The organism is Paraburkholderia sp. LEh10 (assembly GCF_017814945.1).
Classification (GTDB): domain Bacteria; phylum Pseudomonadota; class Gammaproteobacteria; order Burkholderiales; family Burkholderiaceae; genus Paraburkholderia.
Genome location: NZ_JAGIPX010000070.1, coordinates 18985 through 39384 on the forward strand (window position 1 = coordinate 18985; position 20400 = coordinate 39384).

Sequence of the window (20400 nt, forward strand, 5' to 3'; positions counted from 1 at the left end):
TTAAAGGGTGGCAATGACGATATAGCGGCAAAAAGAAGTCGATCATGTGTGAATTGGCTAACAAATGACTTTCTCTTATTCCCTTTGCATGATTCGCCCCGGCACTGCCCCTGCGGACGACGGTGTGCGCGCAATCCCGCGAGCCCACGGTTATTCATTGCCTTTATCTTGTCGTTCTTTAATACGGTGCCCAACGATAAACAACGACACTGGAACCGTTGTAGTTGTCTTTCGTAATGACGTATTCACCCGTTGACCGACGGTACGATCTCAGGCCATACATCGAATCGATGTCGTTGCCAACGTACACGGTATCGGGGCTGCTGTTGTTCAATGTCGCGTCCAGGCTGCCTGTGTTGAGATTGAAGGCATCGATGTTCGGTACCGTGTGCACGTATCCGACAAACAGATAGTTGCCCGCTGCCGAAATCGATTTGGGATTGGGGCTGCTGATGTTGATCACCGGATTGGGCATGGTGTTATTGCCGGCGCGCCAGCCGTGATACACCTCGACTCGCGACCCGATCGACGTCCAGTCCGTGCTCCCGGGAATGCCTTGCGCGAGGATCATCGTGTCGCTTTCCGGCAGGTAGATGATTCGCGTCAATGGTGCGATCGTGGCCGGAATCGGCGTTGGAATCCCCGGTCCCCATGTCGGTTTGCCGGTCGCGTCAAAGCCGGTCAGCGGGTAGTGCCAGATGGCGTTTGTCTTGTCCAAACCGGCCCAGACGTCCCCATTGCTGTCGAGGCAGAATCCGTTCCTGATCCTCGCAGCTGTATTGAACGCGGTCCCCGGAAGCGTGGCATCCGGTATCGCAATGTAGCCATTCGCAGCGTTGAAGTGGAAGAAGTAGAAGCTATCGGGATTCTGGCCGGCCGCCACAAGAATCCGGTTTGCGCCGACGACAGCGAGTTGACCGAAGTGCTCACCGCGTCCGAGGTCGTTGATGTTGAGTCGTGGATCGGACGGATAGCCGATCGGGTCAACCGTGTTCGCGACGAAGATTCCGCCAGCGGAGCCCGTGTAGATGTTGGTGCCTCCATAAAAATAGCCGCCGTCTGTACCAGGGTCGGGCGCGGCGACCCCCTCGAAGTTGAGAGACTGAAGCGTCCATTGCAGGCGGTTGTAGCGATCGTACGCGTGAATGTCTGTGCCGCCGTCGCGGCCGAGGTCCCAGGTGCCGCCCCATGGGTTGTTGAGTACATACAGGTTGCCGGCGGAGTCCTTGCCGATACCCGTGACGCGCGTGAACCGCTTGTCGCCGACCTGGCCTTTGATACCCGCCGTCGTGTCGAGGTAGCCGCCCTGAATACCAAACGTGCCGACGAGATATGGAGCGCCCGAGATGTTGTAGATCTTGATGTTCATGTCGGGGCCCTGGTCGCCGACCATGAGTCGGCCAGTTGCCGCATCGAAATACAGCGCGGAGGGTAGGGAGGCCGTGGACATCTGGATCGCGTTTAGCGGCCTGCCTGAAGAATCGAATTCGAGGATGGAGCCCGCGCTCTTCTGTGCTACCCAGATATTGCCCGACCCATCCACGGCGAGTGCGCCGGGGCCTGAGACGTTGATATCCGTCTGCCAGACGCCAGCCGTGGTGTAGACCCGGACACGATTACCCGGGAAGTCGCTCGCATACAGGAGCGAGCCCCACGTCGCGAGTCCCGTGATGACATCGGCTCGCTTCTCGGTCGTTGTCGCGCTGACGGGGATAAGCAGATCGCGGGCACGACTGGTTCGATCGTAGCGACCCACCGTACCGCTGCCATAGGCCGCGCTATATTGAAGGGCAGCGAAGATTGACATGGCATTGCCCGTAATGGCGTTGCCCTGAAACTCGCCGTGTCCCCCTATGGACGCGATGCTTTGACCGTTCGCGTATATTGCAACACCGCCCTCATTTTCGTCCCACATGGAAGCCGTATAGATGATGCCCTCGGGCGCTACCCACATCGACCGTGCGACGCTGCCCACCCGAGTGGAATTGGTCCCGTATGTATTTGCCAACCAGTCCGTCGTATACGCTGCCAGACAATCCGGCGAGGTTGCGGCAATTAGCGTTGCGGCGAGACAGGTAAAGAAGCTTCGTTTCTTTTTCATTAGATATGCTTTGCTGCTTTGCGTCTGACTGTCCGGGTGACGTACTCGATCGAGTTTTCCAGATTGCCGAGAGCCATCCGAAGGAGCGGCGCAGAAGTGCGAAATCCACGCGAACCGCGCGACAGTTTTGTCGTTGAGTGAATGTGTGATCTGACCCATGTCGTATCGCACGGTCGCCCGGCATGACATCGTGAGGCCAGGAGGCAAAGCGCTGCGCTATGTGGTTGCTTGCGCTTCCTTGCAAGGCGAGCCGCAGATGTGTACGCGTCTTGCAGATCTGAACTGGATATCGGCGGAAACACCAAAGACTTGAAGTGATGTGCGGCTTTTTCTTTCTGCTTTTCGACTGCGTGGTAGCGGAGTTCGCAACCCAGCCGATGAGCACATCCGATTTTTTCAAGGCCGCTGGGGCGCTGGAGAAATCCACTCAACTAGCGAAAATTCCAGTCAACGGGCGGCACGATCCTGACGTGCCTGACGTCGAATCGCGGCGCCGTGCTTGCGCCAGAGCGTCACATCGACGCGTCGCTTTGCTTTCTCGCGTCACGTAGGCCGATATCGCCGATCAGCTGAAGAACTCAAGTGCGCCCGTCCCCAGGTTGTACATCGAGCCGACGATCTCGATGGCGCCCTGGCTTTCCAGTTCCGCTAGCACGGGACTGTCGTGCCGAATGTCCGCGATGGTCAACTCGACGTTCTTGCGCGCAACGGCGTCCACGAACGCGTAGTTCGTCGCGGTACGCTCGCCGCTATAGTTGGTTGCCTGCACCGCGGGTTTGATCTTGTCGAGCAAGCCGGTGAGATTGCCCAACTCGACATTGGCGATGGCGCCCTTGATCGCGCCGCAAGATGTGTGGCCCATCACGACGACCACCTTTGCGCCGGCGACCTTGCATGCGAACTCCATGCTGCCGAGGATGTCGCTATTCTCGACGTTCCCCGCGACGCGGCAATTGAAGATGTCGCCGATGCCCAGATCCATGATCACTTCGGCAGGCGCGCGCGAATCGATGCAGCTCAGCAATACGGCTGCGGGATACTGTCCGGACGCGCTCGCCCGCTGCTCGCGCAAGTAGTTGCGAGGCTTTCTCTCGCCCTTCTGGAATCGCGCGTTACCGCGTTTCATCTCCTCGACGATCTGCTGCGGCGTCAAACGATCGCGCTGTTCCTTCGTCAACGCGTCGGCGCGCGCCGGCACGAGAACGCCCTGGGCAAGCCCTGCCAGTGCCGCAGTGCCCGTCAGCTTGAGAAAGCGCCGGCGGCCCGCATGGTTGTTCTGCGCCGGGTATTCATACGTATCGCTCATGACGGGCTCACTCGTTGTCGGCGGTTGATGCATCACGCATGAGTCGAAATATAGGCCATGCCCGGTCGGGATCAAGAGAAATGAATTGAACCGGTGGCGGCGATTGCTTGTACACTCCTGTTAACTTTAGATAAAACGTCTACCATGAGAAAAAGCGCTTTGGAACGGGAGCAGGAGTCGCTTCTCGATCAGATGAAGCAGATCGCCGAGGGTCTGGGGCAGACGTTCGCTCCGTTTTGCGAAGTCGTCGTGCATGACCTGCGCGATCCCAGCCATTCGATTCTCGCCATTCACAACAACTTGTCCGGGCGCTCCGTCGGCGATCCGACGACGGAACTGGGACTTGCGCGCATTGCTGACGACGCGTATCCGCAACTGCTGACCAACTATCCGAACCAGTTCGCCGATGGCCGCCGGGCGAAAAGCACGTCGGTGGGCATCAAGGATTCGACGGGCCGCTATATCGCCGCGTTGTGCCTGAACGTGGATCTGAATCTGTTCCGTGGCATCCAGAACATCCTGGAGCAGTTCTGCGCCGCGTCCGGCGTCGGCGCGAAGGAATCGCTTGATCCCGCGAATGCGGAAGCGATCAGGGAGCGCATCGACCGCTACGCAGTGTCGCTCGCGACCACGCCGCAGGCGCTGAGGACGGACCAGCGCCGGGCGTTGATGCAGGAATTGAAACAGGCAGGCTTCCTGGAGGTCCGCAGGTCGATGGAAATCATCGCCGGTCATTTGGGCGTTTCGCGGGCCACCGTCTACAACGATACGAAATGACGGCGGATTGGCGGCTGGTTGGACCCCCGGCGCCAAATTTACAAAATGTATTGACATAGACAATGTGTCTAATCACAATGGCATCCAATCCGCCAGGCAGCGCGCCCGCGATCCTCATGCCTGCGTCGTTCAACTACGGATAGCTGCCATGACCAAGCTCCCTTTGCCCACCTATGACGACGTCGTCGCGGCGTCGAAGCGCATCGAAGGCGTCGCGCATCGTACGCCCGTCATGACGTCGCGAACCGTCAACGAAGCATTCGGCGCGCAAGTGTTTTTCAAGTGCGAGAACTTCCAGCGCATGGGCGCATTCAAGTTTCGCGGCGCGTTCAATGCACTGTCGAAATTCGACGATGAGCAGCGTCGTCATGGCGTCGTCGCGTTCTCGTCGGGAAACCATGCGCAGGCCGTGGCGTTGTCGGCGCGTCTGCTCGACATGCCGGCGACGATCGTGATGCCTCACGACGCGCCGCAGATCAAGGTGGAAGCGACCAAAGGCTATGGCGGCAACGTCGTCATCTATGACCGCTACAAGGAGGACCGCGAGCAGATCGGCCGCGATCTCGCGCAGAAGCATGGGCTGACGCTGATTCCGCCTTACGATCATCCCGACGTGCTCGCCGGGCAGGGCACGGCTGCGAAGGAGCTGTTCGACGAAGTCGGGCCACTCGACGCGTTCTTCGTTCCGCTGGGCGGAGGCGGGCTGTTGTCGGGCTCCGCGCTCGCGACGCGCGCGCTGTCGCCCGGATGCGCGCTGTACGCCGTCGAGCCTGAGGCGGGCAACGACGGGCAGCGGTCTTTCCGCTGCGGAAAGATCGTCCACATCGAAACACCCAAAACGATCGCCGATGGCGCGCAGACGCAGCATCTGGGCGAGTACACCTTTCCCATCATTCAGCGCGACGTCAACGATGTGCTCACCGCAAGCGACGCGGAACTCGTCGAATGCATGCGCTTCTTTGCTGCACGGATGAAAATGGTCGTTGAACCGACGGGTTGTCTGGGCTTCGCCGCCGCACGCCAGATGAAGGATAAGCTCAAAGGCAAGCGCATCGGCGTGTTGATCAGCGGCGGCAACGTCGACGTGCAGAAGTTCGCCGAGTTTCTTTCAGCTTAGTGAGTGACTATCCCAATCCCGCGGCTTCCCGGTATTGGCGCGCCTGTTGCTCGACCCAGTCGCGAAACACGAGCAACGCAGGATTATCGGACTTGTGCTCCGGCGATATGAGGTAGTACGCACGGTCGCTCAGATATTCATGCGTTGTCGCCGGAATCAGGACGCCGCGGCGCAACTCGTCGTCGATCAGCAGGCGGGGTATGAGTGCGACACCCATGCCGTGAATCGCGGCCTCGGCGAGCATCGAGAACAGCTCGAACTTCGGTCCTGACATGTCGCCATCGACCACCATGTCACGAGACGCAAACCACTCGCGCCACGCATAAGGCCGCGTGCTTTGCTGCAATAAAGGAAAGCGCCGCCAGTCCGCCGCCGTCAATTTTTTGCGCGGCGCGATGAGATGCGGGCTGCACACGGCGATCAGACTCTCGCGCATCAGGAACTGTCCTTCCGTTCCGGGCCAGGTCGCGGTGCCTGCGTGAATCGCCGCATCGAATTCCGTGTCATCGAAAAGGAACGGACGTGTGCGTGACGTCAGATTGATCGTGATGTCCGGGTGCTCATCGATAAAGAGCGGCATTCTCGGCAGTAGCCATTTCGTCGCGAACGTCGGCACGACCGCAAGTTCGAGCGTGCCGCCGTGGCCGCGTCGTGTCATGAGTTCCAGCGTGTCGCGCTCGACTTCGTTTAGACGCGCCGCCACTTTGCGGCTGTACGTCGCCCCCGCTTCCGTCAGCGCGACGCCGCGCCGGTCGCGCCTGAACAGCTTGACGCCGAGAAAGTCTTCCAGCGACGCAATCTGCCGGCATATCGCGCTTTGCGTGACGGCGAGCTCGTCGGCTGCCTTGGTGAAGCTCTGATGGCGCGCTGCGGCCTCGAATGCGGACAGCGCAGCGGTTGAAGGGATTTTTCGGCGCATTGAATTCACTCGCGCGGTTGACGGCTGATCTGTGCGATTTTCGCACAGGTCGATGCGAACAAATCGTTTGTACCATATGACATTGCCGGATAGATTTGCGGACATGATTCCACTCGTCGAGCCCGAAATGCGCTGTGTGCACAGGATCGACGCGCGACATGACAGGCATTTCCGCTTCCGGACAAACATGAACGAGACATCCCAGCGTGGCGCACTCGATGGATTGCGCGTCCTCGACCTTTCCCGCGTGCTGGCGGGTCCCTGGGCCGGCCAGTTGCTGGCCGATCTCGGCGCAGACGTCATCAAGGTCGAACGACCCGGCGCGGGTGACGATACGCGAGCCTGGGGGCCGCCGTGGTCGACGGACTCCGCCGGCAACGCGACAGGGGAGTCGGCTTACTACCTCAGCGCGAATCGCAACAAACGCTCGATTACGATCGATCTGAGCCAGCCCGAAGGCCAGCAACTCATCAGGCAACTGGCCAGCAAGGCGGACGTGCTCATCGAGAACTTCAAGGTCGGCGGCCTCAGCCAGTATGGTCTCGATTACGCCAGTCTCGGCGACGTGAACCCGCGTCTCGTCTATTGCTCGATCACGGGCTTTGGTCAGACGGGCCCCTACGCGGCGCGCGCGGGCTACGACTTCCTGATGCAAGGCATGGGCGGCTTGATGAGCCTTACCGGGCGCGCCGATGGAACGCAAGGCGAAGGGCCGATGAAAGTAGGCGTCGCGCTGACGGATGTGATGACAGGACTGTATGCGACGGTCGCGATTCAGGCGGCGCTGACGCATCGCGAGCGCACGGGCAAGGGGCAGCATATCGATCTCGCGTTGCTCGACGTGCAGATCGCATGTCTCGCCAATCAGGCGGCCAACTTTCTCGTTGGCGGCGTGGTGCCGCAGCGGATGGGGAATGCTCATCCGAGCATCGTGCCGTATCAGGACTTTCCGACGGCCGATGGCTACATGATCATCGCAGTCGGCAACGACCACCAGTTCGCGAACTTCTGCGCGGCACTGGGCAGGCCGGAATGGGCCGGCGACGAGCGCTTCTCGCGCAATCCGCAACGGGTCAAGCACAGGGACGAATTGATCGCGATGATTCGCAGCGTCACGGTCAACCGCGACACGAATGAGTGGATCGCCATCATGGAAGCGGCGGGCGTGCCGTGCGGTCCCATCAACAGTCTCGACAAGGTGTTCGCGGACCCCCACGTTCAGTCGCACAACATGCGCATCGAGATGACGCATCCGGTGACGAAGCACGCCGCGCTGGTCGCCAATCCGATCCGTCTGTCCGAATCGCCCGTTCAATATCGGCAGTTTCCGCCGACACTCGGCGAGCACACGGAAGAGGTGCTCGATGACTGGCTGGATATGGCCACATCGGAAATCGAAGCGCTCCGTGCCGGGAAAATCATCTGATTTGCGCGGCCGGAAAAGAGGTCGAGCCCGGGAGCTCGAACCCCGCGGCGATACGCGGGGCTCGACAGTGCGGAGTCGATGCAATGCGTTCAGGCGTCGCGTGCCGTGACGAGCAACTTCGACACGAGACGCTGCACGGTGTCGCCCGATGTATCGACCGTCTCGGACAAGACAGTCGCGACGCCCTGCTGAGGCTTGGACTTCGAGCGTCGCACTTCCTGCACGGTGCTGATGACATGCAGCACATCGCCGGGCCGCACCGGCTTGACCCACGCGAGCTCGACGCTCATCCCGATGATGCCGCCGGCGAGCGGCAAACCACCCGATGTCAACAGGCGCATCGTGATCGCGGCCGTATGCCAGCCGCTCGCGGCCAGGCCTCCAAAGAACGTCGTCTTCGCTGCCGCATCGTCGAGATGGAAGGGCTGCTGGTCGAACTCCGACGCAAAGCGCTTGATGTCGGCTTCCGTCACCGCAAAGGTGGGCGACTGGAATTGCATGCCCACTGCCAGATCGTCCAGATACAAAAGCTCTGTCATCACTTTCACTCCTCGATAAGCCCGGCTCGCCGTATTCGTCACTCAGTCGATGATCAGCTTCGGAAAGTGCCTGGGCGGCCTGTCTTCGAGGATGTCCCGTCCCCGTGCTGTGTCCGCATAGAGTCGTCCGTGGACGATGCGGCCGTCGCGCACCTGGAACAGAAAGAGATGTTCATTTTCCATTGAAAAGCCGTTCTTGGCCTTTGCGCGAACAATGACGGGGACAATTACGTAATCCTCTGCTTCAAGTACTGCTCTCGCATCGTAATTGAGGTACTCCCACTTCCGATACACGTGCTTCCAGAACGCGAGGAATTCTTCTTTGCCATGATAAGTTCCGCCGTATGGCAGCGAGTCCGAAAACTCAAAGACGACGTCATCCGCAAGCAAGGGTACAAGGTCGGATTTGTCATTGCGCTCGAATCCCGTAAATGCCTTCTTGCACGCCTCAACAACTTGTGGATGTCGCATGTTTCGTCTCCTGTGGTGAATAATCAAACTTGTCTAGGCGGAACCGCCATCGCCTTCCGCCCATGGAGTAAACCCGCTGCTTAGTACATTGCGCAGCGAATTGCGCAACTGTTCAGCGCGCTTCTCTCCGTAACTGCCTTCGAAGTCCTGCTGAACCGCTTGCCACAGTGGTAAGGCCATGCGATAGCGGGATAGTCCATCTTTGGTAATCACGACCATCTTCACGCGGCGATCCTGGCCCGGCACCATTTCGAGCAGTCCGTCGCGTTCGAGTGGTTTCAGGTTCGACGACAACGTGGTGCGGTCCATCGCCATGGCGTCCGCCAGTTCGCCGATGGTGAGCGGTCCGTCCTTGGCGAGCTTGTACAGGATCGAGAACTGCGTGGCCCGCAGATTTGCCGGGCTGAGCGCCTGATCGTAGGCCGCCGTCAAATACCGCGATGCCTTGCGTGCGGCAAGGCAATTGCAGCGGCCATCGATGTCTTCCACAAACTCTTTGTGCGTTGGCATGTCGCATTCACTTATGTTCAGTCGAAGTCGGAAATATACGCTTAACCGGTTCGCTTCGAACAAAGCCGGCCTGACGCGGGCTCGACGGATGGTTGCTATTGCATCGCGCTTTCGGCCTGGACCGCCTGAGCCCTCGTCCATCCAAGATGGCGCGCGAGCAATTGTGCCGTGTGCGCCGGCTGCTCCAAATGCGGCCAGTGCCCGGAGTTCGTCACGATGCGGAAATCCGCGGCCGGAAAGCGTTCCCGGCAGGATGCGGCGACCTGGTCGCGCGTAATCACGGGATCGTCCTGTGCGCCGATCACCAGCACAGGTCCGCGATATGCGCACGGCACGTTCCCGCGCGCGTCGCCTTGCGTGAACGCGTCGTAGTACTGGCGTACGGTTGCCTTGTGCATCAGCAGGTGTGTCGCGGCCAATGCGTCGAGTTGAGCGTTGGACAGATTCGTCGAGAACGCCGCGCGGATTTTTCGCTGTGCCACGGGATCGTCGCCGCTTTCGCGCAAAAGGTCGCGCACTTCATCGGGTAGGGTGTTTCCGCGCAGCGGCGTCGGTGTAATCAGTGTCAGTGACGCCACCTGTGCCGCGCGTTCCACGGCAACCAGTTCTGCGATCTGCGCGCCCATGCTGTGCCCGACCAAGGCGACCCGCGACAACTGCAACTCATCGAGCAATCGCGCAATGTCCGAGACGGCCTGTTGCAACGTGCATTCGCTGTCCTCGTCGCGCCGTTTGCCCGCGCCCCGCAGGTCGGGCGCAATAATCGGAATGGAAGACGGGGGCAATGCATTGATCAGTTGATTCCAGACCGCGTGACTGTCGAGAAAACCATGCACGAATATCAGTGCATCGAATTCCATCTGACGCGAAGCATTTGCGATATCCGATCTCGTCACGGCGTCTCCTTTCCTGGTGCTTGTCAAACCATCCTGTGGGTCATAATATGCGCATATCAACGTAATGTAAAGAAGAGGTGAGCATGGTCAGCAGGACTGACATACAGTTTGCCGGCGAAGGCGGAGTGACTTTGCGCGGCTGGCTGTTCGTCCCGCCGGGAAATGAGCGTCGCGCGGCGATATCCATGTGTCACGGCTTCGCGGGCGTGAAGGAGCATGGACTCGAACGCTTTGCGACTGCTTTTGCGCAGGCGGGGTTCGTGGTGCTCGTTCACGATCATCGGAATTTCGGTGCGAGCGAAGGCGAACCGCGTCAGGACATCGATCCGTGGGCGCAGATTGCGGACTGGCGTCGCGCGATCACGTGGCTGGAAGCGAGGCCCGAGGTCGACCCGGATCGTATCGGCATCTGGGGAACGAGCTTTAGCGGAGGTCACGCGCTCGTGCTTGCCGCCACCGATCGGCGCGTGAAATGCGTCGTATCGCAGTTGCCGACGATTAGCGGGTTTGAGCAGATCAGGCGTCGGGTTTCTCCCGATGCGATGCCGGGCTTTCTTGCATCGTTGACGGATGACCTGCGCGAACAACATCACGGATCGCCTCCACGGCGGCAGCAAGTAGTGAGCGCGGATGCGAACGTGCCTGCCGCGTATCGTTCGCCCGAAGCCATCGCGTTTTACATGCGGGAGCTGAACGGCGCGTCATGGAACAACACGGTGACCATCCGGTCGAGCTTTGCCGCGAGCATGTACGAGCCGGGCACATGGGTAAGCCGGATTTCGCCGACGCCGTTGATGATGATCGTCGCCCGCGACGACCGCGTAACGATGACGGATCTCGAACTGGAGGCCTACGAACGCGCGCTCGAACCCAAGCGTCTCGTGCTGGTGCCGGGCAATCATTTCGATCCCTACGACGCAGCATTCGATTTGTCCAGCGGCGCAGCAGTGAGCTGGTTCAGAGAACATCTTGTCGGCAGCGCTGCACGCGGGGCTTAGAACAGATCAAGCGAGATCAAGCGGTATCAAGCGGCATTCAAGCGGTATTGCAATCACCCGAGGCACACGGAGGATACACATGCCCGTATTTCACGCTCACATTCCCAAAGGCCGTTTTTCCAGAGAGCAGAAGATCGCAATGGGTAACGCGCTCAATCAGTCGCTGGTTGAAGCGCTGAATATCCCGAAAGGCGACCGGTTCATCATGATCAGCGAACATGGCGATGACGAACTGTTCATCGATCCCACCTTCATGGACATGGAGCGAACGCAGAACGCGATGATCGTGACGGTTCTGCTCGGCGCGCATCGTCCTTCGTCGGACAAGAAGGCTCTGTTGGCCACCATTACGCGTCTGCTGCAGCGGGACGTCGGCGTATCGCCCGACGATGTGTTCATCGCGCTCGTGCCTGTGCCGAATGAGAACTTTTCGTTCGGTCGAGGCGTTGCGCAGCTGGCGGATGGTGCGCCGAGGTGGTGAGCGAACGTTAGCAGCAGACGTCGGCGCGCGCGTGAGGCCACGCGCGCGGGTTGGTTCTACACTGCGAGCCCTTTTGCCGATTTTGCGGGCGATTTCCTTTCGCTCGCGAAGCCAGCGGTGGGCAACTGGTTGAGCACGTTTTGGAGGTGTGCGGGCCCTGCCTCGACCGCGCTTAAAAACATGCTGATCGAGAAGTGAATCATGTGGTCGATATTGACGGGTATGTCGGGCCGAGGAACCCGGTCGGAGAGAATGAGCGTGGCGACGCCGTGCTCCATGCTCCATGCCGCGAGCGTGACGAGCGTAAGCGCGCGCTGTGGCCAGTCGCATTCCAGCGCAGCCTGTTCGACGGAGGCGGCGAACAGCCGGAACGACTTGATGCCTTCCTCCGTGAGTTCCGGATAAGAGTCTCGCGCGACGATGCGCGGCCCGACCATCAGGTCGAAGAGTCCCTTGTGGCTTCGCGCGAATTCGACATACGCCTGCATCATGCGGTAGGCCTTCGTCATCGCCGTGTCGCCGGACGTCTGGATTTCCCCGCGCCGCGCTGCGAGATCGCGCCATCCATCGGCCGCGATGGCGGCGAGCAATCCTTCCTTTCCCGCGAAATGCCGCGAAGGCGCGGCCTCCGATACGCCGACGGCGCGCGCAAGATGCCGCAGGCTCAATTCATGAGCGCCGACTTCCTCGAGCGCGCGACGACCCTCGTCGATCAAGGCCTGACGCAGGTTTCCATGATGGTAGGGGACAGACGTAGACGGTTTCGGACTCACGATATCGCTGCAGATAAGTCGCATATGGCAGGCAATTATAGGCGTGCATATTCCGTGCTTGCAATGCGGATGCCCTGGTCTGCCCACGCTGCCGATGAAGCACGAAAAACGCGCGGGATTACCCTGGTTTGAATCTAAGTTAACACTGTTACCATTGATCGCAAGCCGGGTTGTTTGAAAAGCGTTTGAGTCGTGTCGCGACAATGATTTCGCGACATGCGACCCGGCATATAATTCGGATTCCTATTTTTAGCGGTAGCGGATTAACCGATGCCCGGCATCGTGCCGGGCTCCTGATGCAGGGCAACCCATGAGCCATGTCTTGTTTGAAAAGGACGGCGCCGTCGGCGTCGTCACGATGTCGAAGCCGCCCCATAACCTGATCGAGGATGCGTTCCTGACAGATCTGGTGAACGCATTCAGCCAGGCAGTCGAGCAAGGCTGCCGGTCGATCCTGTTGCGCAGCGGCATGCGCCACTTTTGCGCGGGCGCCGACGTCGCCGGTTTTGCGGGCGGCGGCCGGCGCCGCGATCAGGCGGGACTCGAAGCGTTGCTCGATGCGCTCGAAAACGTCCCGCTGCCTTCCGTTGCGGCCGTTCACGGCGGCGCGCTCGGAGGCGGCTTCGAGCTCGCGTTGACCTGCGACATGATCGTGGCCGCCGATACCGCATTCTTCGGCATGGCGGAGTCGTCGCTTGGCCTGCTGCCGTTGCTTGGCGGCGTGCAACGCGTCGTGCAGCGCGTGGGTCCCGCGCGGGCGAAGGAAATGGCGATGTTCGGCCGGCGTCACGATCCCGCGACGCTCGAGCGCTGGGGCGCAATCAACCTCGTGACGTCGGAGTCGGAATTGCCGGCGGTCTCGATGTCGTGGGCGCGCCAGCTCGCGTCCGGTCCTACGGTTGCGCTCAAGGGGATCAAGACGCTCGCCAATCTGTCAGCGCGTCACGGCATCGCAGGCGCGGACGCGCAACAGACGGAGACCAACAACATGATGTGGGCGAGCGCGGACCAGAAGCGCGGACTCGCCGCATTCGCGAAGACCGGTCCGGGCTCGGCCGTGTTTGAGGGGAACTGATCATGGGCGCTCCTCTCGACGGACTGAAGGTCATCGATTTCACGCGCGTGCTCGCGGGGCCGCTTTGCACGAAAACGCTGCGCGACCTGGGCGCCGAAGTGCTCAAGATCGAGCCGCCAGGCGGCGACTCGGGACGCGGCGGCGTGCCGCACATCGGCACGATGTCGGTCTATTACGCGCAGCAAAACGCGGGCAAGCGCAATCTAAGTCTCGACCTGAACTGGCCGGAGGCCCGCGCGATCGTCGCCGATCTGTGCCGCGAGGCCGACGTGATCGTCGAGAATTTCCGGCCCGGCACGCTGACCCGCTTCGGCCTGGGTTATGAACAGGTGCGCGAGTTCAATCCGTCGGTCGTGTATGTATCGATGAGCGGCTATGGCCAGACGGGACCGTGGCGCAACCGCCCCGCGTTCGCGCCGACGGTGCAGGCGGAAACGGGACTCACGGACATCTTGCGCGAGCACTACGGGTATGGCGATGAACTGAGAAACGATGCATGCAGTCACGCGGACGTCTATACGGGGCTGCATGGCGTCATCGCAGTGCTGGCCGCGTTGCAGCACCGCAACCGCACGGGTGAAGGACAGCATGTCGATGTATCGATGGCGGCGACGATGCTGGCCGTCAACGAACGCGCGGGCGCCCAGCTTTGCGGCGTCGATACGAAAGGCGAGCCGCCCGCGCTGAGCGCGCCGGAGTCTCATATCTTCAGGCTGCCCGACGGACGCCAGGTCACGATCGCGGCGAGCCCGATCTACTCGCCGATGTTCGTCCGCTTCTGTTCGATGATGCGTCGCACGGACCTGCTGCTCGATCCGCGCTTTGCCAGCGCGCCGCTGCGGCGCCAGAACCTCGATGCGTTGCTCGCCGAAGTCCGCGCCTGGATTCTCACGTTCACCGATCTGGAGGAACTGCAGGCACAGGTCAGCGAGCAGGGGCTTGCGATCGGCGTCGTGCGCACCACGAGCGAGCTGGCGGAGTCCGAATGGGCGCAGGCGTGGGGCGCGATCGTGGAAGTGGACGATCGCGAGGGCGGCACCATGCGCATGCCCGGACCGCCGTGGCGCTTCAGCGGCGCGACGTTGCCGCCGCCTGGCATCCCGGCCTTTCAGGGCGAGCACAACGTCGAGTTGCTCGAAGAGCGCAACGTCGATCCCGCGCTGATCGAGGAACTCAGGAAGCGCAAGATCCTGCTGAGCCGCCGCAGCCTGCGCGGAGCGTTCGATGAAGCTTGATCACACGCACGACGTCGCGGCGAAGAGCTGGCTCGAGTCGGCGAATCGCAGCGACACGCCTTTTCCACTGCAGAACCTGCCGTTCGGCGTCTTTAAGCGCGCGGGCACGGCCGAGCGCTTTCGAGGCGGTGTCGCGCTCGGCGACCAGGTAATCGACCTAGGCGCACTCGCCGAAGCCGGCGTGCTCTCGGGGCTCGCTGCGCAGGCTGGCGACGCGTGTGCGCAGCCGACGTTGAACGGCTTCTTCGGCATGGGACGGCAAGCGTGGCGCGCGTTGCGGCACGCGCTGTTCGCGCTGTTCGGCCAGCACGCGGACAGCGCGCGGGTCGCCGCACTCAGGCCGTGCCTCGTGCCGCAGTCCGACGCGCAGTATGCGCTGCCCGCGCAGATCGGCGACTACACGGACTTCTACACGTCGATCGACCACGCGCGCAACATCGCCGCGCTGTTGCGGCCGGACGGCGCGTTGTCGCCGAATTTCCAGTGGATGCCCGTCGCGTATCACGGACGCGTATCGAGCATCGGCGTAAGCGGGCAGCAGGTGCGTCGGCCGCACGGGCAGCGCATCGCGGCGGGCAAGCGCGAACCTGAGATCGGACCCTGCGCCCGACTCGACTACGAGCTGGAACTCGGCATCTTCATCGGCGTGGGCAATGAGCAGGGCGCGCGCATTCCCGTCGGCTCGGCGGACGGGCATGTGTTCGGTCTGTGCCTGCTCAACGACTGGTCGGCGCGCGATATCCAGTCGTGGGAGTCGTTCCCGCTCGGCCCGTTTCTCGCGAAGAACTTCGCGACCACGCTGTCGCCATGGATCGTCACGATGGAAGCGCTCGCGCCGTATCGCGCGCCGTGGACGCGCGCTGCGGGCGATCCGCCGCCGCTTGCGTATCTGTCGTCGCCGGATACGTTCGAAACGGGCGCGCTCGACATTCAACTGGAAGTCGCGCTCGAGACGGCCGCGCACCGGCACAACGGCATCCCGCCGACCCGCCTGTCGCGCACGAACTTTCGTCACCAGTACTGGACGATCGGCCAGATGGTCGCGCATCACACGATAAACGGCTGCAATCTTCGCAGCGGCGATCTGCTGGGCAGCGGGACCATCTCGGGTCCGACGCCGCAGGAAGCGGGCGCGCTCATCGAACTGACGCAAGGCGGGACTGCGCCCATCCCGCTGCCAACAGGCGAGACGCGCTCGTTTCTCGAAGACGGCGACGTCGTCGTGATGCGCGGCTGGTGCGAGCGCGACGGATACGCACGGATCGGGTTTGGAGAAAGCCGCGGAGAAGTCCTTGCCGCGAAATGGGACTGACTGGACTCGGGCTGACGAGACCTTGGGCCGACCAGGCAAAAGACCCGGGCATGTCGATCAGGAGACGAATGGATGAATGCGTTATTCGAATCAGATGCCGTAGGCGCAACACACGATTCAGATCATCGCGCGCTGCGCGGTGCCTACCGGGCAGCAGAGTGGCGGATCATGCCGATCCTGTTCGCCCTGTGGATGCTGGCGTGGGTCGACCGCGCGAACGTGGCGTTCGCCAAGCTGCAGATGCTGTCAGATCTTCGTTTCAGCGAGACGGTCTACGGCTTCGGCGCGGGACTGTTCTTTCTCGGCTATGTGCTGTTCGGCGTGCCGAGCTCGATGGTTCAGCAACGCATCGGCGCACGCCGGACCCTTGCCGCGATCGCGTTGGGCTGGGGCATGACGAGTGTCGCGATGATGTTCGTCAAGAGCGTGGGAATGTTCTATGTGCTTCGCTTTCTGCTCGGCGCATTCGAAGCGGGCTTCTATCCGGGCGTGATCCTCTACATGAACGCGTGGTTCCCCGCCAAACGGCGCACGCGCAATTTCAGCATCTTTCATTCGGCGGCGATCTGCTCGACCGTCGCCGTCGGCCTGAGCGGCGGCGTCGTGCTACAGCATATGAGCGGGCTTGGCGGCGTCGCGGGCTGGCGCTGGATGTTTCTGATCCAGGCCGTGCCGACTGTCGTGATGGGCGTGCTCGCGCTAGCGGTGCTTCCCGATGGACCGGGGGCGGCGCGCTGGCTGACGGCGCAACAGCGCCGCCTCGTGCAGCACGATCTCGACGCGGACGGCGAGCGTACGGCTGCGCCCGCCGTGCACGCGTCGTCATGGTTCGCGAATCCCGTGATCTGGGTGCTGTCCGCGATCTATTTCTGCATTCTGGCCGCCAACGCGGCGTTGAGCTTCTTCATGCCGACTATCCTGCACGAAGCGGGATTCGGCGGATACACGGAGATCGGCAACGCGATTGCAGTGATCTGCGTGCTGGGCGCGCTCGGCAATATCGCGATCTCGACGCTTGCCAGCCGCTATCGGGATGTCCGCTGGCATTGCGCGGTTGCGTCGCTCATCAGCGTCGCGAGTCTGCTGGTGCTCGTCTTCGTCTGGCATAGCAGCCGGTCCGCCACATTCGTCACGCTGGTCCTCGCGCTCGCCGGAACCGGCGCGGGCATTTCGCTGTTCTGGCAGATTCCCGTGCGTTTCCTGCGCGGCAAGGCGGCGGCGCTGGGCGTGCCGCTCATCAGTTCGATCGCCAATGTCGCGGGCTTTCTGACGCCTTCGTTGACGGGCTACGTGCGCGACATGTCGGGCACCTATACCAGCGGCTTCGTCACGGCGGCAGTGGTGCAGGCGCTCGCGGCCGTGATCCTGATCGTGGGCATTCCGCTACTCGTGCGCAAACAGCCGGCGAGCGCCGCGATGACGGAAGAAAAGCCCGCCTGAAATCCGCCTGAAATCCGCCAGATATGGCGGCGCCGTGCCAGCGTCGCGGCAAGGATTCCCGCTTGCCCATAAAATCACCGTGCGCCGTCACAATGGCGCACGGAATTTTATGAACGTAGCTGGCGCGGCATGAGAAATGGCTTTCCATGTGGCCGCGGCGGAAGGAAGTACCCGACATGGAAGAAGTTTTCGTATCGCGATCGAGTGCTGTCGCGCGCATCATGACTGCGCGGCAGGCATTGCTCAAGGATTCGGCTGAGGTCGCCGACATGACGGACGGCGAAAAGGCGGCGCGGCTCGAACTGCTCGACCGTCTGTTGTTCGATGTTCGCGCCGGGCGCACGTGCGACTTCACGATGCCGACACCGAATGGAGATGTGCGGATATTCGTGTCGGAGGATTGAATGGCGCGGGCGTGAATCGCCGTTTGCCGTGTCGTGATGCAACGCGTGGTGCGGGCTATATCGCGGCCCGTTTGCCGCGCGCATGAAAAACGCCCCGCGAGCGGGGCGCCTGCCAGTTCGTCCGCTTGCGGGCGAGGCGGCCCAACGCGCCTCGCCGCGACACAGCTTAGAACTTGTGGCGCATCCCGACGCGCAACGCGAGCTGGTTCTGCGAGCCCGAGCCGGACGTGTTGAAGTACGACGTCGACGAACCGATCTGAGCCTGAATCGGCGCACCCGTCGCCGTTTTGCCGGACGCGTCCTGGTAGATGGCGAGCGCATAGACATCGGTGCGCTTCGACAGTGCGTAGTCGACGCTTGCGTCCACCTGGTTGAAGTGGCCCGTCGTCGCGCCCGACAGACGCGAGTACGTGTAGCCGAGGCCACCCGTCAGCGCTGCCGTGAACGCGTACTTTGCGCCGCCTTCGTAGTTGTTGTACGTCGTGGAGGCGCCCGAGATCGGCTCGAAGTGCGTGTTCGTCCACAGTGCGAAGAGTGTTGCCGGTCCGATGATGTAGCGGCCGCCGAAGCCGAACGTACGCAGGTCGCGCACGGTGCCCGTGCTGACGTTGGCGATCGTCGTCGGGAATGCCGGCGTAGCCTGGCTCGGGAAGCGGATGTCCGTATACGCCGCGCCGACGCCGATCGGGCCGTTCGCGTAGTTCAGGCCGAAGCTGTACGCACGCGACGAGCCAGCGACGGGCGCTGCCGCCGTGCCCGTTGCCGGTGCGCCGCCGAATGCGCCAGCCTGATTCGAGAAGCCGTACATCGCGCCGAACGTGAAGCCCGCGAAGTTCGCGCTGCTGAACTTGACCGAGTTGTTGATGCGGCTCGACGTCAGCTGGTCGACGTCGTTGATGTGGTAGGCGTAGTTGCCGGCAACCGTCAGGGCGCCCGTCGAATAGCTGCCGCCGAGGTAGTCGGTCGAGAACGAGTATTGACGGCCGAGCGTCAGCGAGCCGATACCATCCTTCGACACACCGACGAATGCCTGACGGCCGAACAACGCGCCGCCCTGGCCCGACGTGCCGTTGCCGCTATTGAAGCCGCTTTCGAGCACGAACAGCGCCTTCAGGCCGCCGCCCAGGTCTTCGCCGCCGCGCAAGCCCCAGCGGCTGCCTTGTGCGACGCCGTCGTCGTACTTGAACAGCTTGTCGCTGCCGCCTGCTGCGTTCTTCGAGTGATTCGCGTAGCTGATACCAGCGTCGATGATGCCGTACAGCGTGGCGCTGCTTTGTGCGTGTGCGGTGCCTGCAAATGCCGAGGCGAGTAGAGCGGTGGTAAATACTTTCTTCTTCAAGGCTTTCTCCGGATTGAAAAGTAGCAATCGCGAGCCTGCTCTTGGGCCGGTCGCGCGACGGGCGCAAATGTGGCGAGGAGAAGGGAAAGGAATATGACAGCTAAGGTTTTTAGTGAATATGTAGTGCAAATGCGACAGCATTTGGTTAGCGCACAAAAGGGTTGCGTGCAAATCTGTGTATAGCTGTGCGCCGTGCGCCTGATATGCGTATGAAAAACAATTGTTTAGTGCCGCGTGCGCAACATGCGACGATGCGTTCCCACTCTTTAACGATGCGTGACGAACGCGAATCCGGGGAACAGCATGCAGCGCAGAACTTTTATCACTCATTTCATCGCACTGGCCGCGGCGCTCGCCGCGCCTTTCGCGCATGCCGAGGACAAGGTGCTCAAGGTCGGCACGATGAGCGGACCGGACGCGCAGATCTGGTCGGTCGTGACGAAGGTAGCCGCACGCGAGGGGCTCCAGCTCAAGGTGATCGAATTTAACGATTATGTGCAGCCAAATGCCGCGCTCGATGCGGGCGATCTCGATGCGAACGGTTTCCAGCATCAGCCGTTTCTCGACAGCCAGATCAGGCAGCGCGGCTACAGGATCGTCAACGTCGGTCTCACGTATACATCGCCGATGGGTTTCTATTCGAAGAAGTTCAAGTCGCTGAAGGATTTGCCGGAGGGGGCGAAGGTCGGCATCCAGAACGACCCTTCGAACGGCAACCGTGCGCTGCTGCTGTTGCAGAAGTATGGGGCGATCAGGCTGAAGGCGGGCGTCGGCGCGAATGGCGTGAACGCGACGCCGTTGGATGTCGCTGATAATCCAAAGAAGATCAAGCTAATTGAACTCGATGCTGCACAATTGCCGCGCGCGCTCGGCGATCTCGATGCTGCGTCGATCAATACCGATTACGCGGTGAAGGCGGGGCTGTCGCCGACGAAAGACGCGATTGGAATTGAAGATCTCAAGGGGCCGTACGCGAATCTGATTGCGGTGCGCGCGCAGGATCGCGATAAGCCGTGGGTGAAGAAGCTCGTCGCTGCGTATGAATCGGAGGATGTGCGCAAGTTTATCGATGGGCAGTTTAAAGGGGCCATCGTGCCGGCGTTTTGATTTTTTTGTCTGCGACGCTGGTGGTTTGCTTTGCCGTTCGCTGGCATCCGCGATGCGATTTGTTTTTGCCGCTATCGCTGGCATCCGCGATGCGATTTGTTTTGCCGCTTTCGCTGGCATCCGCGATGCGCCTCGCGGCGCGGGCGTCGCCCCTGTGCGGGGCGGCACCTACTT

General features: G+C 61.6%; 21 protein-coding genes. 11 read left to right on the forward strand and 10 right to left on the reverse strand.

What is annotated here, in order from left to right; genetic code table 11:
* Nucleotides 1-178 precede the first annotated feature (178 nt).
* Both J8I87_RS36135 and J8I87_RS36140 read right to left on the reverse strand, forming a co-directional pair.
* Nucleotides 179-2101 (reverse strand): SMP-30/gluconolaconase/LRE-like region family protein, encoded by a 1923-nt coding sequence (locus tag J8I87_RS36135; protein ID WP_209937118.1) that lies wholly within the window; start codon nucleotides 2099-2101, stop codon nucleotides 179-181.
* Nucleotides 2102-2666: 565 nt separating this feature from the next.
* Nucleotides 2667-3407, reverse strand: a complete 741-nt coding sequence (locus J8I87_RS36140) for a carbonic anhydrase family protein (RefSeq protein WP_209937119.1) — start codon at nucleotides 3405-3407, stop codon at nucleotides 2667-2669.
* 144 nt (nucleotides 3408-3551) lie between these two features.
* On the opposite strand from J8I87_RS36140, the gene J8I87_RS36145 reads away from it, so the two are divergent.
* A complete protein-coding gene (locus J8I87_RS36145) occupies nucleotides 3552-4184 on the forward strand; it encodes a transcriptional regulator (protein ID WP_209937141.1) in 633 nt (210 codons plus the stop codon).
* A gap of 148 nt (nucleotides 4185-4332) precedes the next feature.
* Nucleotides 4333-5301 carry a threo-3-hydroxy-L-aspartate ammonia-lyase gene (locus J8I87_RS36150; protein ID WP_209937120.1) on the forward strand — a complete coding sequence of 323 codons (969 nt, stop codon included), beginning with the start codon at nucleotides 4333-4335 and terminating at the stop codon, nucleotides 5299-5301.
* A gap of 7 nt (nucleotides 5302-5308) precedes the next feature.
* Here J8I87_RS36150 and J8I87_RS36155 read toward each other — a convergent pair whose 3' ends face one another.
* Nucleotides 5309-6220 carry a LysR family transcriptional regulator gene (locus tag J8I87_RS36155; RefSeq protein ID WP_209937122.1) on the reverse strand — a complete coding sequence of 304 codons (912 nt, stop codon included), beginning with the start codon at nucleotides 6218-6220 and terminating at the stop codon, nucleotides 5309-5311.
* Nucleotides 6221-6407: 187 nt separating this feature from the next.
* Between J8I87_RS36155 and J8I87_RS36160 the strand changes: the two genes are divergently transcribed.
* Nucleotides 6408-7646: a CaiB/BaiF CoA transferase family protein gene (locus J8I87_RS36160; protein WP_209937123.1), complete on the forward strand. Its 1239-nt coding sequence runs from the start codon at nucleotides 6408-6410 to the stop codon at nucleotides 7644-7646.
* 89 nt (nucleotides 7647-7735) lie between these two features.
* Here J8I87_RS36160 and J8I87_RS36165 read toward each other — a convergent pair whose 3' ends face one another.
* The 4 genes from J8I87_RS36165 to J8I87_RS36180 form a co-directional block, all read right to left on the reverse strand.
* Complete coding sequence (locus tag J8I87_RS36165) at nucleotides 7736-8185, reverse strand: MaoC family dehydratase (protein WP_209937124.1); 450 nt, start codon at nucleotides 8183-8185, stop codon at nucleotides 7736-7738.
* A 42-nt stretch (nucleotides 8186-8227) separates the two neighbouring features.
* Nucleotides 8228-8656 carry a nuclear transport factor 2 family protein gene (locus J8I87_RS36170; RefSeq protein ID WP_209937125.1) on the reverse strand — a complete coding sequence of 143 codons (429 nt, stop codon included), beginning with the start codon at nucleotides 8654-8656 and terminating at the stop codon, nucleotides 8228-8230.
* Nucleotides 8657-8689: 33 nt separating this feature from the next.
* A complete protein-coding gene (locus tag J8I87_RS36175; RefSeq protein WP_209937126.1) occupies nucleotides 8690-9166 on the reverse strand; it encodes a MarR family winged helix-turn-helix transcriptional regulator in 477 nt (158 codons plus the stop codon).
* Nucleotides 9167-9261: 95 nt separating this feature from the next.
* On the reverse strand, nucleotides 9262-10062 hold the full coding sequence (locus J8I87_RS36180; RefSeq protein WP_313067987.1) for an alpha/beta hydrolase: 801 nt from the start codon (nucleotides 10060-10062) through the stop codon (nucleotides 9262-9264).
* Nucleotides 10063-10145: 83 nt separating this feature from the next.
* Between J8I87_RS36180 and J8I87_RS36185 the strand changes: the two genes are divergently transcribed.
* Together J8I87_RS36185 and J8I87_RS36190 are read left to right on the forward strand one after the other, a co-directional pair.
* Entirely contained in the window at nucleotides 10146-11060 is a 915-nt protein-coding gene (locus J8I87_RS36185; RefSeq protein WP_209937127.1) for an alpha/beta hydrolase, read from the forward strand.
* A gap of 79 nt (nucleotides 11061-11139) precedes the next feature.
* On the forward strand, nucleotides 11140-11541 hold the full coding sequence (locus tag J8I87_RS36190; RefSeq protein WP_209937128.1) for a tautomerase family protein: 402 nt from the start codon (nucleotides 11140-11142) through the stop codon (nucleotides 11539-11541).
* Between the two features lie 56 nt (nucleotides 11542-11597).
* Here J8I87_RS36190 and J8I87_RS36195 read toward each other — a convergent pair whose 3' ends face one another.
* Nucleotides 11598-12257, reverse strand: a complete 660-nt coding sequence (locus tag J8I87_RS36195; RefSeq protein WP_245254403.1) for a TetR/AcrR family transcriptional regulator — start codon at nucleotides 12255-12257, stop codon at nucleotides 11598-11600.
* Nucleotides 12258-12624: 367 nt separating this feature from the next.
* Here J8I87_RS36195 and J8I87_RS36200 point away from each other — a divergent pair, with 367 nt between their 5' ends.
* The 5 genes from J8I87_RS36200 (at nucleotide 12625) to J8I87_RS36220 (ending at nucleotide 17780) form a co-directional block, all read left to right on the forward strand.
* Nucleotides 12625-13389 carry an enoyl-CoA hydratase/isomerase family protein gene (locus J8I87_RS36200; protein ID WP_209937131.1) on the forward strand — a complete coding sequence of 255 codons (765 nt, stop codon included), beginning with the start codon at nucleotides 12625-12627 and terminating at the stop codon, nucleotides 13387-13389.
* Between the two features lie 2 nt (nucleotides 13390-13391).
* A complete protein-coding gene (locus tag J8I87_RS36205; protein WP_209937132.1) occupies nucleotides 13392-14624 on the forward strand; it encodes a CaiB/BaiF CoA-transferase family protein in 1233 nt (410 codons plus the stop codon).
* Nucleotides 14614-15936 (forward strand): fumarylacetoacetase, encoded by a 1323-nt coding sequence (gene fahA / locus J8I87_RS36210; RefSeq protein WP_209937133.1) that lies wholly within the window; start codon nucleotides 14614-14616, stop codon nucleotides 15934-15936. Before J8I87_RS36205 ends, fahA begins: the two co-directional genes overlap by 11 nt.
* A 72-nt stretch (nucleotides 15937-16008) precedes the next feature.
* Nucleotides 16009-17376: an MFS transporter gene (locus J8I87_RS36215; protein WP_209937134.1), complete on the forward strand. Its 1368-nt coding sequence runs from the start codon at nucleotides 16009-16011 to the stop codon at nucleotides 17374-17376.
* A gap of 176 nt (nucleotides 17377-17552) precedes the next feature.
* Nucleotides 17553-17780 carry a hypothetical protein gene (locus J8I87_RS36220; RefSeq protein WP_209937135.1) on the forward strand — a complete coding sequence of 76 codons (228 nt, stop codon included), beginning with the start codon at nucleotides 17553-17555 and terminating at the stop codon, nucleotides 17778-17780.
* Nucleotides 17781-17946: 166 nt separating this feature from the next.
* Here the strand turns inward: J8I87_RS36220 and J8I87_RS36225 are convergent, their stop codons facing one another.
* On the reverse strand, nucleotides 17947-19119 hold the full coding sequence (locus J8I87_RS36225; protein WP_209937137.1) for a porin: 1173 nt from the start codon (nucleotides 19117-19119) through the stop codon (nucleotides 17947-17949).
* Nucleotides 19120-19422: 303 nt separating this feature from the next.
* Here J8I87_RS36225 and J8I87_RS36230 point away from each other — a divergent pair, with 303 nt between their 5' ends.
* On the forward strand, nucleotides 19423-20226 hold the full coding sequence (locus J8I87_RS36230; protein ID WP_209937138.1) for a MetQ/NlpA family ABC transporter substrate-binding protein: 804 nt from the start codon (nucleotides 19423-19425) through the stop codon (nucleotides 20224-20226).
* On the opposite strand, the gene J8I87_RS36235 is transcribed toward J8I87_RS36230, so the two are convergent.
* Nucleotides 20198-20400, reverse strand: a 203-nt coding sequence (locus tag J8I87_RS36235; protein WP_209937139.1) for a hypothetical protein, incomplete at its 5' end; no start/stop codon positions are given. The genes J8I87_RS36230 and J8I87_RS36235 overlap by 29 nt on opposite strands.

What these genes read in the sequence shown, in the direction of transcription:
- J8I87_RS36155 (WP_209937122.1), bottom strand. Translation starts at nt 6,220, where the DNA reads ATGCGCCGAAAAATCCCTTCAACCGCTGCGCTGTCCGCATTCGAGGCC.
- J8I87_RS36175 (WP_209937126.1), bottom strand. Translation starts at nt 9,166, where the DNA reads ATGCCAACGCACAAAGAGTTTGTGGAAGACATCGATGGCCGCTGCAAT.
- J8I87_RS36145 (WP_209937141.1), top strand. Translation starts at nt 3,552, where the DNA reads ATGAGAAAAAGCGCTTTGGAACGGGAGCAGGAGTCGCTTCTCGATCAG.
- J8I87_RS36140 (WP_209937119.1), bottom strand. Translation starts at nt 3,407, where the DNA reads ATGAGCGATACGTATGAATACCCGGCGCAGAACAACCATGCGGGCCGC.
- J8I87_RS36170 (WP_209937125.1), bottom strand. Translation starts at nt 8,656, where the DNA reads ATGCGACATCCACAAGTTGTTGAGGCGTGCAAGAAGGCATTTACGGGA.
- J8I87_RS36200 (WP_209937131.1), top strand. Translation starts at nt 12,625, where the DNA reads ATGAGCCATGTCTTGTTTGAAAAGGACGGCGCCGTCGGCGTCGTCACG.
- J8I87_RS36185 (WP_209937127.1), top strand. Translation starts at nt 10,146, where the DNA reads ATGGTCAGCAGGACTGACATACAGTTTGCCGGCGAAGGCGGAGTGACT.
- J8I87_RS36220 (WP_209937135.1), top strand. Translation starts at nt 17,553, where the DNA reads ATGGAAGAAGTTTTCGTATCGCGATCGAGTGCTGTCGCGCGCATCATG.
- J8I87_RS36165 (WP_209937124.1), bottom strand. Translation starts at nt 8,185, where the DNA reads ATGACAGAGCTTTTGTATCTGGACGATCTGGCAGTGGGCATGCAATTC.
- J8I87_RS36190 (WP_209937128.1), top strand. Translation starts at nt 11,140, where the DNA reads ATGCCCGTATTTCACGCTCACATTCCCAAAGGCCGTTTTTCCAGAGAG.
- J8I87_RS36135 (WP_209937118.1), bottom strand. Translation starts at nt 2,101, where the DNA reads ATGAAAAAGAAACGAAGCTTCTTTACCTGTCTCGCCGCAACGCTAATT.
- J8I87_RS36230 (WP_209937138.1), top strand. Translation starts at nt 19,423, where the DNA reads ATGCAGCGCAGAACTTTTATCACTCATTTCATCGCACTGGCCGCGGCG.
- J8I87_RS36150 (WP_209937120.1), top strand. Translation starts at nt 4,333, where the DNA reads ATGACCAAGCTCCCTTTGCCCACCTATGACGACGTCGTCGCGGCGTCG.
- J8I87_RS36215 (WP_209937134.1), top strand. Translation starts at nt 16,009, where the DNA reads ATGAATGCGTTATTCGAATCAGATGCCGTAGGCGCAACACACGATTCA.
- J8I87_RS36160 (WP_209937123.1), top strand. Translation starts at nt 6,408, where the DNA reads ATGAACGAGACATCCCAGCGTGGCGCACTCGATGGATTGCGCGTCCTC.
- fahA (WP_209937133.1), top strand. Translation starts at nt 14,614, where the DNA reads ATGAAGCTTGATCACACGCACGACGTCGCGGCGAAGAGCTGGCTCGAG.
- J8I87_RS36205 (WP_209937132.1), top strand. Translation starts at nt 13,392, where the DNA reads ATGGGCGCTCCTCTCGACGGACTGAAGGTCATCGATTTCACGCGCGTG.